12 protein-coding genes are annotated in these 13,891 nt (G+C 68.2%); 4 read left to right on the top strand and 8 right to left on the bottom strand.

The window, feature by feature from the left end; translation table 11 throughout:
• Positions 1–2: 2 nt before the first annotated feature.
• The 3 genes from AC6CID_RS21180 to AC6CID_RS21170 form a co-directional block, all read right to left on the bottom strand.
• Positions 3–134 (bottom strand): putative transporter small subunit, encoded by a 132-nt coding sequence (locus tag AC6CID_RS21180; RefSeq protein ID WP_006553992.1) that lies wholly within the window; start codon positions 132–134, stop codon positions 3–5.
• Positions 131–1,921, bottom strand: coding sequence for a sodium:solute symporter family protein (locus tag AC6CID_RS21175; RefSeq protein WP_498354420.1), 1,791 nt, complete (start codon positions 1,919–1,921; stop codon positions 131–133). The genes AC6CID_RS21180 and AC6CID_RS21175 overlap by 4 nt, the downstream gene beginning before the upstream one ends.
• Positions 1,922–2,383: 462 nt before the next feature.
• Positions 2,384–2,902 carry a ribonuclease FAU-1 family protein gene (locus tag AC6CID_RS21170; protein WP_037216870.1) on the bottom strand — a complete coding sequence of 173 codons (519 nt, stop codon included), beginning with the start codon at positions 2,900–2,902 and terminating at the stop codon, positions 2,384–2,386.
• A 69-nt stretch (positions 2,903–2,971) separates the two neighbouring features.
• Here AC6CID_RS21170 and uvrB point away from each other — a divergent pair, with 69 nt between their 5' ends.
• The 3 genes from uvrB to AC6CID_RS21155 all read left to right on the top strand — a co-directional run bounded on the left by uvrB (position 2,972) and on the right by AC6CID_RS21155 (position 6,658).
• The gene (gene uvrB / locus AC6CID_RS21165; RefSeq protein WP_019289647.1) at positions 2,972–5,131 is read left to right on the top strand and encodes an excinuclease ABC subunit UvrB; all 2,160 of its coding nucleotides are present in this window, start codon (positions 2,972–2,974) and stop codon (positions 5,129–5,131) included.
• A gap of 45 nt (positions 5,132–5,176) precedes the next feature.
• On the top strand, positions 5,177–6,049 hold the full coding sequence (locus tag AC6CID_RS21160; RefSeq protein ID WP_006553988.1) for an SCO6745 family protein: 873 nt from the start codon (positions 5,177–5,179) through the stop codon (positions 6,047–6,049).
• Positions 6,050–6,205: 156 nt separating this feature from the next.
• Positions 6,206–6,658: a universal stress protein gene (locus AC6CID_RS21155; RefSeq protein ID WP_006553987.1), complete on the top strand. Its 453-nt coding sequence runs from the start codon at positions 6,206–6,208 to the stop codon at positions 6,656–6,658.
• A gap of 4 nt (positions 6,659–6,662) precedes the next feature.
• Here the strand turns inward: AC6CID_RS21155 and AC6CID_RS21150 are convergent, their stop codons facing one another.
• From AC6CID_RS21150 to AC6CID_RS21135, 4 genes are all read right to left on the bottom strand, one after another.
• Positions 6,663–7,082: a DUF732 domain-containing protein gene (locus AC6CID_RS21150; RefSeq protein WP_037216868.1), complete on the bottom strand. Its 420-nt coding sequence runs from the start codon at positions 7,080–7,082 to the stop codon at positions 6,663–6,665.
• A 111-nt stretch (positions 7,083–7,193) separates the two neighbouring features.
• Positions 7,194–9,512, bottom strand: a complete 2,319-nt coding sequence (locus AC6CID_RS21145; RefSeq protein WP_121209227.1) for an ATP-binding domain-containing protein — start codon at positions 9,510–9,512, stop codon at positions 7,194–7,196.
• A gap of 173 nt (positions 9,513–9,685) precedes the next feature.
• Complete coding sequence (locus tag AC6CID_RS21140; RefSeq protein ID WP_024101156.1) at positions 9,686–10,729, bottom strand: DoxX family protein; 1,044 nt, start codon at positions 10,727–10,729, stop codon at positions 9,686–9,688.
• A 162-nt stretch (positions 10,730–10,891) separates the two neighbouring features.
• Complete coding sequence (locus AC6CID_RS21135; RefSeq protein ID WP_498354419.1) at positions 10,892–12,586, bottom strand: alkaline phosphatase D family protein; 1,695 nt, start codon at positions 12,584–12,586, stop codon at positions 10,892–10,894.
• Between the two features lie 193 nt (positions 12,587–12,779).
• Between AC6CID_RS21135 and AC6CID_RS21130 the strand changes: the two genes are divergently transcribed.
• Positions 12,780–13,031, top strand: a complete 252-nt coding sequence (locus AC6CID_RS21130; RefSeq protein ID WP_498354418.1) for a hypothetical protein — start codon at positions 12,780–12,782, stop codon at positions 13,029–13,031.
• Positions 13,032–13,128: 97 nt separating this feature from the next.
• On the opposite strand, the gene AC6CID_RS21125 is transcribed toward AC6CID_RS21130, so the two are convergent.
• On the bottom strand, positions 13,129–13,818 hold the full coding sequence (locus AC6CID_RS21125) for an MBL fold metallo-hydrolase (protein ID WP_220666152.1): 690 nt from the start codon (positions 13,816–13,818) through the stop codon (positions 13,129–13,131).
• Positions 13,819–13,891 lie beyond the last annotated feature (73 nt).

Raw genomic sequence — 13,891 nt, 5'->3', positions numbered from 1 at the left:
GGTCAGATCAGATCCTCGCCGTCCCGTCGGGCCTGCAGCCACTCCTTGAAGAACCCGCGGCAGAGCGCCGCCAGCACACCGGCGACGAGTACGGGCCAGATCAGGACGTAGACGGTCAGTGCGAGCGTGCTCATCGGTTCTCCTTCTCCGGAGTGGTCGCCGCGGCGTCCGTCTCGGACGCAGGGGTTTTCGCCGAGGCAGGGACGTTCGGCGAGGCAGGGACGTTCGCCGAGGCAGGGGCGTTCGGGGAGTCAGGGTCGGTTTCGGGTGTCACGTCGTCCGCAGCCACGTCGAAGTCACCGACACGCTGCGCGATGACCTCGAAGTCGAAGTTCTCGTCGGAGTTCACGGACATCGCCCAGCACACGACCGTGCTGACCGCGTAGGCGACGAGCGAGGCGCTGAGCACGGCGTAGTCGTGGACCGAGCCGAGCGCGAAGGGCGCCACGACCCCCGCGGCGACGACACCGATGACGCGTGCGGCCCGGAGTCCGAAGAAGCCGAATGCCATCAGACCCGCGATCACGCCGACACCGACGACCGATGCGATGTCCACCGTCCAGGGGAGCACCCCGTCCATCGGGAACCACCCGAAACGCACCGGCAGGAACGCTGCCAGGGCGACGAGCACCGACGTCGTGAACGCCTTGTTGGTGACCTTGTGCCAGTAGAAGCTCGCGATGACGGGGAAGACCAGCGCACCCCAGAGCGCGCCGACGAACACGAGCAGGTCGAGGATGCTCAATCTCATGCTCGCGAACGCCACGGCGGCTGCGGTCGCGACGACCATCGTGGCGCGCCCGATGAAGAGCATCCGCTTGGGATCGGCATTGCGGGTGCCGCCGGCGATGTTCTGGCCGTAGATGTCGGCCATGACGATCGACGACAGCGCCGACAGATCGGAATCGGCCGTGGACGACAGCGCACCGATGATCATGACGAAGAACACGACGACCAGAGCCGTGGGCAGGAAGGACGCCACCATCTGCGGCACGATGTTGTTGACGTCGCCGTCCATCGGGTCGATGCCCAGGTACAGCGCGAGCACACCGAACATGCCGACGCCGATGACGGTGGCGCCGTAGCCGATCGTCGCGGTGACGAAGGTGGGCTTGATGAGATCCTCCCGCACCGCGAACAGGCGCTGCGCGATCGTCTGGTTGCCGATGGCGTACGCGAGCACGGCGGCGATGTACGGCGCGCCCTGGTTCAGGAAGGCATCGCTGGAGAAGAAGTCGCTCTGCTGGTCGGTGAGGTTCCCGGAACCACCGTCGAACGCGTCGGGGAAGCCGGTGATGAAGAAGACCGCCGGGATGATGACAACGACCGCACCGAGCATCGCCACGACCTGCATGAAGTCGGTGAGCACGGACGCTCGGAAGCCGGACCACAGGGTGTAGAGCAGCACACCGGCGGCGATGAAGACGACACCCTGGACGAAGCCGAACGGCGAGATCAGCGAGACGAGCACACCGCCGGCGATGAAGTTGGACATCAGGCTGATGAGGCTGCCGACGAGATTCGAACCGGCCAGCATGAGCTGGCTCGACCGCCCGTGCCGGGCGAACATGACCTCGGCGAGGGTGTGTGCTTTCGGGGCGACCGCGCGGATGCGCTTCCCGAAGGGGTAGATGAACAGGATCATCAACGCGCCCCACAGCCCGTAGTGGATCGGGCCGGAGATGCCGTAGGTGTATCCGGAGGTCGCCGACGCGTACAGCGAGGACGCCCAGATCCAGGTGGCGGTCATGCTGGCCGCCGACACCCCGAAACCGACCTTGTTGCCGGCGGTCATGTAGCCGTCGGCGTTCTCGTCCTTCTTCCCGATTCGAGCGGAGACGAGAAGCGTTCCGCCGTAGAAGATTACGAGCAGGGCAACGATCGTCGCGGCGCTGAACTGAACGAGCTCGGTGCCGTTCACTGCGACCTCCTTCGTGTTCGCGTCACGTCCGCGGTCGTCGGAGCGCAGCGGAACGCAGGGCGCGCTGCACGCGTCCTGTCTGTCGGTTCCGCTGCGGCGTCGGTCCGATCCACCGCCGGACGGTGGGCATGCGTCGGGCGCCCGATCGGGCACGGGCCGGCGGGCGCGGCATACCGCTCCAGCAGGGCACGCCCGGATCCGGGCGTGTGCCGACGAAGTGATCGGCGGCGTTCTCGTCGGCGCTCGTGGGCTGCACGGGCGCGCGCCGCCGGCGCGAGGGGTGTCCTCGGTCGGGTGATGTGCACGCGGAGGGGCGATCCGGGCCGGCCCCGATGGTCGCCTTCTCGGTGCACTGCTTCGCCGGCCGGGGCAGATTACCATGTCCTTTGCGGCAGTAACTTTTTCGCTCCTGCGCCCCCGCTGTCTGCGCAGGTGACGGCACCTGCGCAGCGGTGGTGCGCGTCAGCGCCAGGAGACGGGCGCGCCCCGCTCCCGCAGCCACGCGTCGAGGTCGTGGCCGTGCGCGGCGATGCCGTCCACCGCCCGCAGTGCCGTGTCGATCGCCGTCTCGGCCGCCGCCGCGTCGATCATCCCGGTGGTGACCGCGACCACCAGTTCGTCGATGTCCTCGACCGTCGTGTCGCGGCCCGTGCGGACGATCAGGTCGAGATAGTGGTCGTGGGAGTACCAGACGTCGCCGTCGCGCCGAAACTCACCGACGTCGACGTAGCGGTCCTGGTCGCGTTCGTTGCCCGGCGTGAAATGGAAGATCGAGGCCCGCAGACGCAGGTCCGGCAGCAACCACGATTCGAGATAGTGGAACTGCGGGTGGTCGGACGATCGCGCCATGTACAGCCCCCACTCCTCGACGCGGTACTCGTCGACAGCCCGCGCGAAGCCCTTGGGGTCGATGTTGGTCTTCGTGGCGACGTCGAAGATCTCGGTCTTCACGGGATGCGGGGTCGCGGACACGGGATGCACGCTAGCGTGCGAACCGCGCCGCACGCAGGACCGCGATGCGTGTCGGTGGGAGCGCTTACTCTGGATTCCATGGCGTTCGCAAGTGAGCATCCCGTCGTCGCACACTCCGAGTTCCGGCCGGTGGGTGAGATCGAGCGCACCGAGGCCCGTTTCGAGGTCGTCAGCGAGTACGAACCGGCCGGCGATCAGCCGGCCGCCATCGACGAGCTCGAGCGCCGGCTGAGGGCGGGGGAGAAGGACGTCGTCCTGCTCGGTGCCACCGGTACCGGCAAGTCCGCCACCACCGCGTGGCTCATCGAACGCGTCCAGCGACCCACCCTCGTGATGGCGCCCAACAAGACCCTGGCCGCGCAGCTCGCCAACGAGCTGCGAGACATGTTGCCCAACAACGCAGTCGAGTACTTCGTCTCGTACTACGACTACTACCAACCCGAGGCGTACATCGCGCAGACCGACACCTACATCGAGAAGGACTCGTCGATCAACGACGACGTCGAGCGGCTGCGGCACTCCGCCACCTCGTCGCTGCTGTCCCGCCGCGACGTCGTGGTGGTCGCGTCCGTCTCGTGCATCTACGGTCTCGGTACCCCGCAGTCCTATCTCGACCGGTCCATCCAGCTCGAGGTCGGTGTGGAGGTGCCGCGCGACGCGCTGCTGCGCCTGCTCGTCGACGTCCAATACGCCCGCAACGACATGGCGTTCACCCGCGGATCGTTCCGCGTCAAGGGCGACACCGTCGACATCATCCCCGCCTACGAGGAACTCGCCGTGCGGATCGAGTTCTTCGGCGACGAGATCGACGCGCTGTACTACCTGCACCCGCTCACCGGCGACGTCGTGCGCAAGGTCGACTCCCTGCGCATCTTCCCGGCCACCCACTACGTCGCCGGTCCCGAGCGCATGGAACGCGCCGTCGCGAGCATCGAGGCCGAGCTCGAGGAGCGCCTGGCCGATCTGGAGAACCGCGGCAAGCTGCTCGAGGCGCAGCGTCTGCGCATGCGCACCCAGTACGACATCGAGATGATCCGGCAGGTCGGCTTCTGCTCCGGCATCGAGAACTACTCCCGCCACATCGACGGGCGCCCCGCCGGATCCGCGCCCGCGACGCTCATCGATTACTTCCCGGAGGACTTCCTCCTGGTCATCGACGAGTCGCACGTCACCGTGCCGCAGATCGGTGCGATGTACGAGGGCGACATGTCGCGCAAGCGCAACCTCGTCGACTTCGGTTTCCGTCTCCCGTCGGCGGTCGACAACCGGCCACTGACCTGGGAGGAGTTCGCCGCCCGCATCGGGCAGACGGTCTACCTGTCGGCCACCCCCGGCCCGTACGAGCTCGGACAGACCGGCGGCGAGTTCGTCGAGCAGGTCATCCGGCCCACCGGCCTCGTCGACCCGCAGGTCGTCGTCAAGCCCACCAAGGGGCAGATCGACGATCTCGTGCACGAGATCCGCGAACGTGCCGAGCGCGACGAACGCGTCCTCGTCACCACCCTCACCAAGAAGATGGCCGAGGACCTCACCGACTACCTGCTCGAACTCGGTATCCGGGTGCGCTATCTGCACTCCGACATCGACACCCTGCGCCGCGTCGAACTGCTGCGACAACTGCGCCTGGGCGAATACGACGTGCTCGTCGGCATCAACCTGCTCCGCGAGGGTCTCGACCTCCCCGAGGTGTCGTTGGTGGCGATCCTCGACGCCGACAAGGAAGGCTTCCTACGGTCGACGACCTCGCTGATCCAGACCATCGGCCGCGCGGCCCGCAACGTCTCGGGCGAAGTGCACATGTACGCCGACAAGATCACCGACTCGATGGCGCGGGCCATCGAGGAGACCGAACGGCGGCGCGAGAAGCAGATCGCCTACAACACCGAACACGGTCTCGATCCGAAGCCGCTGCGCAAGAAGATCGCCGACATCCTCGACCAGGTCTATCAGGAGGCCGAGGACACCGAGGCCGTCGAGGTGGGCGGCTCCGGCCGCAACGCTTCGCGTGGTCGCCGAGCCCAGGGCGAGTCCGGACGGGCCGTCAGCTCCGGTGTCGTGGAAGGTCGCGACACCTCGACGATGCCGCGCGCCGAGCTCGCCGATCTCGTGCAGCAGCTCACCGACCAGATGATGCAGGCCGCCCGCGACCTGCAGTTCGAGCTGGCCGCACGGCTTCGCGACGAGATCTCCGATCTGAAGAAGGAACTGCGCGGGATGGACGCCGCGGGTCTGAAGTAGTCGCCCGGCCCGATCGGCGCCGGCGACTCGGTAGGGTCCACTCCCATGGATCCCTCTTCCGCCGGGCGTGCTGCCCGCGCACTCGAGCTGCTGCACTCGGTCGTCTACTTCGCGCCGGACATCGCGGGTGAACTCGCCGCGCTCGGTGTCGACGGACCGGCTGCGCAGTACTTCGGTGGACGCGCGGCACCCCTGGGTGCCGTCGGCCCCGGGGTCGTGACCGCGACGTTCTGCAGCTTCTCGCCCCGCCTGGTGGCATCGGCCGTCCCGGCAGTGTGGGAGACGGCCGAGCCGGCCACGATCATCGCGGCGCGGTTGCGGGCTCTGGACGCACTCCATCGACGGGTCCTCGGGCAGGACGTACTCGGCTCCGCGGAGATGAACGAGGCGGCGGACCTCGCGGCCACCGCGGCGCGGGCGATTCCCGGCCCGGACGGTCGCCCGCTCTACGCCGCCTACGCCGACCTGCCCTGGCCCGAGGAGGCGCACCTGCGCCTGTGGCACGCCCTGACCCTGCTGCGCGAGTATCGCGGCGACGGTCATATCGCGGCCCTGCAGACGGCAGGGCTTTCGGGGCTCGATGCGCTCGTCACCCACACGGCGACCGGTATCGGGTTCGCGACCGATCCGGCCCGGAAGCTGCGGGGCTGGTCGCGGGACGAGTGGGCGGACGCCGAGAAGGGATTGCGCGGGCGCGGCCTGCTCGACAAGCGCGGCGAGCTCACCGGTGAGGGCTTCGAGGTCCGCGAACTCGTCGAGGATCTCACCGACGACCTGGCGGTCGCGCCGTGGACTGCGCTCGGTGAGGAGGGGGTGGAACGTTTGCTCGACCTCGCGTTGCCGTGGCGCGACGCCTTCGTCGACGCCGAGGTATTCCCTGCCGGCCTGTTCGGCCCGCGTTACGGTGACGCGCGGTAACATCAAACCTGATTGTGGGATGAGACCCAAACCTCCCACCCGGGCCGCCCATCCCGCTACTGTCGACGCAGCGTATGGCGGGGGAGCGTGCGTGTCCTCCGTCGACGACGGCATCGGCGACCCGCGTCGATGGACCACACACTCGATGGAGGATGAATGAGCGCCTACCGGACCATAGTCGTCGGAACCGATGGTTCCGAATCGTCGTATCGGGCCGTGGAGAAGGCAGCTGCTCTGGCCGGCGACGCGGGCGCCCAACTGGTGATCGCCTGCGCCTACTACCCGGCCGACCCCAAGGACACCGCACAGGCCGCCGACGCGCTGCGCGACGAGGCGTACCAGGTCACCGGCTCGGCACCGACCTACGAGATCCTGCGCACCGCACGGGAGAAGGCAACCGTCGCCGGCGCCCGCAAGATCACCGAGCGGCCCATCGTCGGTGCACCTGTCGAATCGCTCCTCACGCTCGTCGAGGAGGTCGAAGCCGATCTCATCGTCATCGGCAACCGCGGCCTCAACACGCTGACCGGGCGGCTGCTCGGCTCCGTCCCCTCGGACGTCGCCCGCAAGGCCCTGTGCGACGTGCTGGTAGTGCACACGGTCCGCTGACGGATCAGCAGTACTCCTCGCGGGCGGTTTCGAGATAGCGCGCGGCGGCGTCGTCCGCCGACATGCGCGAACCCGAGGCGCCCGCGGCGTAGGCGGCGATCGGCCGGAGCGTGACAAGGACGTCGTGCTCCGGCACGCCCGCGCGCAACTGGTCGCACACCCCTCGCACCACCGCAAGCACCGTGTCGTCCGTGACGTCGGCGACCAGGCCGGACGCCTCCAGTGCCTCCTTCACCCGCAGAAAACGCGCGTCGGGCGGCGTCGACGAGGTAGGGGATACCGACGTCGTGGACGTCGCGGCCTGCGCCTCGTCCTGGGTCGGCGTGACCGATCCGCACGCGGCGGAGACGAAGAACCCGCTCAGCGCCGCGATCGCAGCGCACCCCGCTCGACGTATCCGGTGGTGCGCTGCCCGATAGGCCACGTGTTCGTTCCCTCCGCGGATGATCCGTCCCATCTCCTTGCCCGGAAGGACGGTACCGTCCGGTGGCCGGTCCCGGGGTCCGCTCGGCGGTGTCGGCCGAACCGTGTCGGTTCAGCAGCGTGTCGGTCCGGCGATACCGGCCAGCACCTCCGGCAACGCCTCCGAGTGGACCACCCCGAGACGCTGGGTGGCGCGGGTCAATGCCACGTACAGGTCGTTCATCCCGCGTGAGGAATCGGTGAGAATCTCCGCAGGTTCGACGAGCAGCACCGCGTCGAACTCGAGTCCCTTGACCTCCTTGACGGTCGCGACCGTGACCGACTCGGACGCGAGGTGCTCCCACGCACCCACGAGTCGCGCCGGGGCGAGCACGGCAGTCGTACCCGGGCCGGTCTCCGCCTCGAGAGCTGCCTGCACGGTGGCGAGCACCGCGTCCGCCTCGACGTGCTGCGACCACGGCTCGAAACCGGACTCGCGCACCGACTGCGGCGGCACCTGGTCGGGATCGATCTCCGCGAGCACCGCGTGCGCGATCCGCATGATCTCCGCCGGCGTGCGGTAGTTGACCGTCAGTTCGGTCTTCTTCCACCGGTTCGCGACATACGGTTCGAGAATCTGCTGCCACGACTCGGTTCCCGCCGGATCCCCGGTCTGCGCGGTGTCGCCCACCAGGGTCATCCAGCGATTCGGGATGCGGCGCATGATCGTTCGCCACGCCATCGCCGACAACTCCTGTGCCTCGTCGACGATCACATGACCGTACGTCCAGGTGCGATCGCCGGCCGCCCGCTCCGCCGTGGTCTCGTGACGACGGTGGTTCTGCCGTTCGGCGAGCTGGGTGGCGTCGATCAGGTCGTACGCCATGAGCAGTTCGGGATCGAGGTCGTCCTCGAGATCCTGCGGTGCCGAACCGGTGAGGATGTCGAGTGCGCCCTGCGCGTCGGCGATCTGCTTGCGCCAGCGCCGCTTCGCGCGTTCGCGTTCGGCGGCGTCGTCCACCCCGAGCAGTTCGGCGAGCTCGTCGAGCAGTGGAGCGTCGGCGGCGCTGAAGTGTCCCGATGCATCGGGACGGTGCAGCGCATCGATCTGCTCGTCGGTCAGGGCCGGAGCCGCCGACGCGATCCGGTCGCGGGAGGCCAGCAGATCCGAGAGCACCTGCTGCGGGGACAGTTCCGGCCACAGCGCGTCGATCGCACCGACGATGTCGGGATCCGAACGCATCTCGGACCGGATGTCGTGGATGTCCTCCCGGCTCAACAGGTTCGCGCCACCGAGCGGGTTCGATCCGATGATCCCGGCCAACTGGTCGGCGAGGGCATCGATCACACCGTTCACGAAGATCGGCCGGGCCAGGTTGTGCGGCCGACGGGACGACCGGGCGCGACCCCGCGCACGGGTCACGATCGTGCGGTCGAGGGTGAGCGCGTAGGTGTCGAAACTCAGCTGCACGGGGGATCGGGGCACCTCCTGCCGGTCGCGGACCGCCTTCTCGAGCACCTTCACCATGTCCAGGGAGCCCTTCAGTTCGCCGGCCATCGGATCGTCCTCGATCGTCGGCGTGACCCCCGGATACAGATCCCCGACCGTCGACAGCAGCACGCCGGTCTCACCGAGCGAGGGCAGCACCTGACCGATGTAGTCGAGGAAGCGGCTGTTCGGACCCACGATCAGCACGCCGCTCTTGGCCAGTTGCTTGCGGTAGGTGTAGAGCAGGTAGGCCGCGCGGTGCAGCGCGACCGCGGTCTTGCCGGTGCCCGGACCGCCCTGGACGACGAGCACACTGCGATGCTCGGACCGGATGACCGCGTCCTGCTCGGCCTGGATCGTCGCCACGATGTCGTGCATCTGCCCGGTACGCGCGGCGTTCAGAGCGGCGAGCAGCGCCGATTCTCCGGCCACGCCACCGGCCGGTGGGGTGTCGGCGTGCTCGAGCGCGGCGTCGAGGTCGAGGTACTCGTCGTGCAGTGCGGTGACGGAGCGGCCGCGGCTGCGGATGTGGCGGCGCAGCACGACACCGTCCGGAGCGGCGGGGGTCGCGAGGTAGAACGGGCGGGCCTGGGGTGCGCGCCAGTCGAGCAGCAGCGACTCGTAGTCGTTGTCCTCGTCGAGGATGCCGAGGCGGCCGATGTAGCGGGTCTCCGCGCCGTCCTCCGTCACGGGGCCGGAGGTGTCCGTCCCGTCTTCCCGCACATCGATGCGGCCGAAGCACAAGCCGTGCTCGGCGGCGTCGTACTTCGCGATGTCCTCGGTGTACATGTGGGTGTACGACTCGCGTTCGCTGCGCGCCTGCGGGGTGCCTCCGGTCTCGCGCAGCACGCGGGCCAGCCGGGTCTTCGCGTAGTCGCGCAGACCGTCGAGATGCGTGTAGAGCATCGCCACGTAGGCCTGCTCGCGATCGAGCTCCGGATGGGACGCGCCATCAACCGGCACAGGGACTCCTCGGGGATAGACAGGACGAGATCGCTCGCCGCCGCAGGGGTGACGCGTCGACGAAAGTGCCCGAGAAGTCTAGTCGCCGCAGGAGGAAAACGGGCAGAAAGCCTGATCACAGCAGTGCGGGCGTGCGATGCCCTCGCACGCCCGCACCACGGTGCCGTACCGGACTACTTCTTCTTCTCGATGCTCTTCTCGAGCGCCTTCAGGTTCTTCGCGAGCTTCTTCTCCGCCTTCGTGCCCTGCTTGCGCGCGGCCTCGGCACGCAGACGGGCCTTCTCCGCGGCGACGTGAGCCCGAGCGTTCAGGATCGCGGACTGCTCCTCGGCGAGCTTCGCCCATTCCGAGCTGCGATCGACCGTGGTGTCCCACAGCTTCGAGCCACGCTTGCGGGCGACGTCGGCGAGCTCAGGGGTGCGCTCGCGCGCCAGCCCGAGCAGTTCGGTGCCGCGTTCACGGGCGCCCTCGGCGAGTTCGGGGGCGCGCTCACGCGCGACACCGAGGATCTCGGCGCTGCGATCGCGCGCCCGTTCGGTCAGCACCGGGCCGCGGTCGCGGGCGACCTCGAGCAGTCCGCTGCTCCGCTCGCGTGCGGCCTCTGCGAGTTCGGGTGCACGTTCCTTGGCGATCTCGAGGATGTGTCCACCCTGCTCGCCGGCTTCCTCCGTCAGCGTCTTGACCCGCTCGGCGACGGTGTGCAGCGTTTCGGCCGTGTGACCGTCCGAGGAATGGCCCGGCAGTGCAGCGGCCACCGACTTCTGCGCGGCACGCGCGGCGCGACGGCTCCGCCAGCCCAGCGACGGCTTGCCCTCGGTGTCCACGGCGGCGATGAGCAGACCGCCGATCAGGCTCACGTTCTTGATGAGCTGGGTGCGCTGTTGGGCGCGGGCCTCGGGGTCCTCGACGTTCCAGAAGTCATGGCCCGCGACGGTCGTCGGCACGAGGCTGCCGATCAGCGCGAGAGCGGACAGACGAGGTGCTTTCCCGAGTGCGAACAGGGTCCCGGCGCCGATCTGCACTGCGGCGTTGATCTGGACGAGAGTCTCGGGATTGCTGGGAAGCCGGTCGGTGATCGACGCCGGCAAGGCGTTCACAGCCTGATCGAGCCCGGGCTGCGCGGCACCTGCTTTCGGCTCGGGCTTCCGCAGGGCGTCGATACCCCCGGCGATGAAGATGGACGCGAGCATGGGCCGCGCAATTCTCCGGACGAGCATGTGGTTCCTCCCGTGGTCGGCTGTGTTTCCAAACCCTGACACAGGTACCCCAAGCGTCACGGGAATATGCACGAAGCAGGGCCGAAGGGTACGAAACGATATTTCGGGCCATACGGAAACTCGAAAAAACCCGAATTTCGTCGTCGACGAGCGCCCCCGACATCACCTCGACGGCCGACTCGCCGCGCGGGACGTCGGAATCTCGGGCGGCCGATCCTCAGTAGTGAGCGGCAGATCCGTGACGGTCTCGAACAGGTGCGGACCCGAGGCGGTGTCGACGCTGCGCTCGATGGTCAGGTGCGCGACGCGTCCTCGCGTCCGCAGGGTGGCGATCTGGTTCCCGAAGCTCGGACCTGCCATCTTCGACCACGAGAACGACGTCTCGGGAACGGCCGTCACCGGACCGAGCAGCAACCGCACGACGCGCTCCGCCTTGCGTCCCCATGCGGCGCGGAAGGCGACCCGGACAGCTGCGGGGACGTGGTTGTGCAGGGGCGAACAAGTCAGTTGGTACACCGTGCCGGCGGTCGGCGTCGCGAATCGGACGCGGGCGGCGTAGGCATGGTGCACGTCGCCCGAAAGGACACAGATTGTCGCGGGCGCGCAGCCGGACGTTTCGGCGCGACGCCCGGCAGCGACATCCAGCAACAAACGGGCGAGTCGCTCGAACGAATCGCGGAAGGCCGCCCAGTGTTCGAGATCGGCGGCGCGCCGGAGCTTCTCGGCCCACCGCGCCCATCGGTCACCGCGCACACCGGACGCGAGCTTCTCGTCCCACGCCTCGAGGTCGTGCATCGTGCGGGGGAGGAGCCACGGCAGCGACGTGCCGATCAGGAGGTGGTCGTAGTCGCCGTCGGTCTGCTCCTCGATCCAGTCGAACTCCGGATCGGACACCATGTCGCGCCGGTCGGGCGCGAGCACCCGCCCGCACCGCGAATCGATCACCAGCAGACGCACCGGTCCGAAATCGCGGCGATACGACCATCGCACTCCCGGACTGCCGTCGGCTTCCTCGTCGGCGCCGGACGCGAACGCACGCAAGATCGGTTCGGCGTCCCCGGCACAGTTCCGCACCCGGTCGTAGAGCGGGTCCTCGTCCAGCTCCGAGGGAGCGAGGTTACCGAGATGCTGATAGATCCAGTACGACGCCAACGCCCCGACGATGCGTTCCTCCCACCACGCGGAGGCCTCCATCTCCCTGCGCCACGAATAGGAGGTGTTCCAGTCGTCGTGCACGTCGTGATCGTCGAAGATCATTGAGGTCGGCACGTTCGACAACAGCCATCGGACGTTGTCCTCGGACCACGACCGGCTGTACAGCCAGGTGTACTCCTCGAAGTCGCGTACCTGGGCTCCGGGCGGTTCCGACAGATCGTGACGCTCACCGACCCGTCGCTTCATCTCCTCCGACAGCTCGTCGGCGTAGACCTGATCTCCCAGCAGCAACAGCGCGTCGGGCCATTCGTCGACCGGTAGGGAACGCATGCGCTGCGCGTAGGCGACGAGAGCGTCCTTTCCGAGGACGGCTGTCGGTTCCGCGCTCTCCGAGGCCACCTGGCACGACCCGAAGGCGAGCACTAAATCCTCGGGGTCGTCTTCCGCGGTCCTGATCAGCGGCGATGCAACACCGACGGGTGGCCACACGACCCGGCCGTCGAGATCCACCTCGTAGGGCGTCACCGATCCGGGTTCGAGGTCTCGGACGGTGACGAGCGCGTAATGGTGCCCCGCGACGGTCCATGTGTGTTCGGAACTGCCGAGCACATGCACCGTGCACGGCTCGGACGTCTCCACCCAGATCGTGGCGTCCGTATCGCCGATGTGCCTGAGCACCGGCCCCAGTACGAGATCCGCCACAGTGTCAGGCCTCCGTGCTCGTGCGAGCTCGTCCGGTTTTCGAGCGTACTCGCGGCAGTGGAGCACAGGAGGATTCCGGCGAACTCCGATCCTCGTTCGGCCTCCGCGCCTCTGCGACGGGGCGCACGCTGGAACGGACGCAGCACAAGCGGCCCGCTCGGGTCGTTGCCGCGTGCTGGAAGGGGGCCCGGACATGACCGACGCGGATAATCCGACCCGCTGGGATCGGCTCGACGACGAAGAGAAACGGCAGGCGAGGGAGAAGGCCGAGGAGATCGACCGCATGTACGAACCGGGAGCGCGGCCGACCACGGTCGTGCCGGGCACGAACGGGATGGTCTCGGGATCGGCCTTCGCAGATATGGCGGGCGAGCGCTCGAGGGACGAGCCCGCCGGAGCGGGCAAGGGCGAAGGGTCGGCCGACAGGGACGGTGCCCCCGACTAGACGTCGTGCGAGCACGCTCGGGTGTCACAGATCCGGCCGTCGCAGGCTAGGCCTCGTACCGAGTGCCGTCCGGCCCGAGGCGGACCGAGACGGACCGTCACCAGCCCCGCTCGCGCCACTCGCCGAGATGCGGACGTTCGGCTCCGAGGGTCGAGTCCTTGCCGTGTCCGGGGTAGAAGATCGTCTCGTCGTCGAAGCGGTCGAAGATCTTGGACTCGACGTCGCCGAGGAGCGATCGGAAGGCGTCGTCGTTCGGGGTCTTGCCGACGCCGCCGGGGAACAGTGAATCGCCGGTGAAGATGTGCGTACGACCCGTGCCCCGTTCCGTGAGGACCAACGCAACCGACCCCGGAGTGTGTCCTGAGAGGTGGATCACCTCGAGATTCAGCTCACCGATCTGCACGGTGTCGCCCTCGGCCAGGATCCGGTCGGGCGTCACCGGCAGGGGATCGGCGTCGAGTTCATGTGCGGCGGTAGGCACACCGGTCTCCGCGGCGACCCGCTCGAGACCCTGCCAGTGATCCCAGTGCTGATGGGTGGTGACGATGAGCTCGAGCTCCGGCGCGTTGTCGCGGAGGAACTGCACGAGACGGTCGGGTTCGTTTGCGGCGTCGATGAAGACGGACTTGCCGGTGGCGTCGTCGGTGACGAGATAGGTGTTGTTGTTCATCTCGCCGACGGCAAGTTTGACGATGCTCGCTCCGGGAATCCTTCGGCGTTGCGCGGGTCCGCCGGGAGTGACGTCGCCGGTGTAGGTGTCTTCGATGATCACGGGCTGCTGCGGCATGCAGCCAAACCTACCTTCGGGTGCGCGCGCGTGAGCCTGAGGCGCGCGGTTGTTCGTCACGGAAACGTGTCGG

It is taken from the genome of Rhodococcus sp. GQ147 (assembly GCF_059759155.1).
This window is presented reverse-complemented; position numbering and strand designations above follow the sequence as displayed.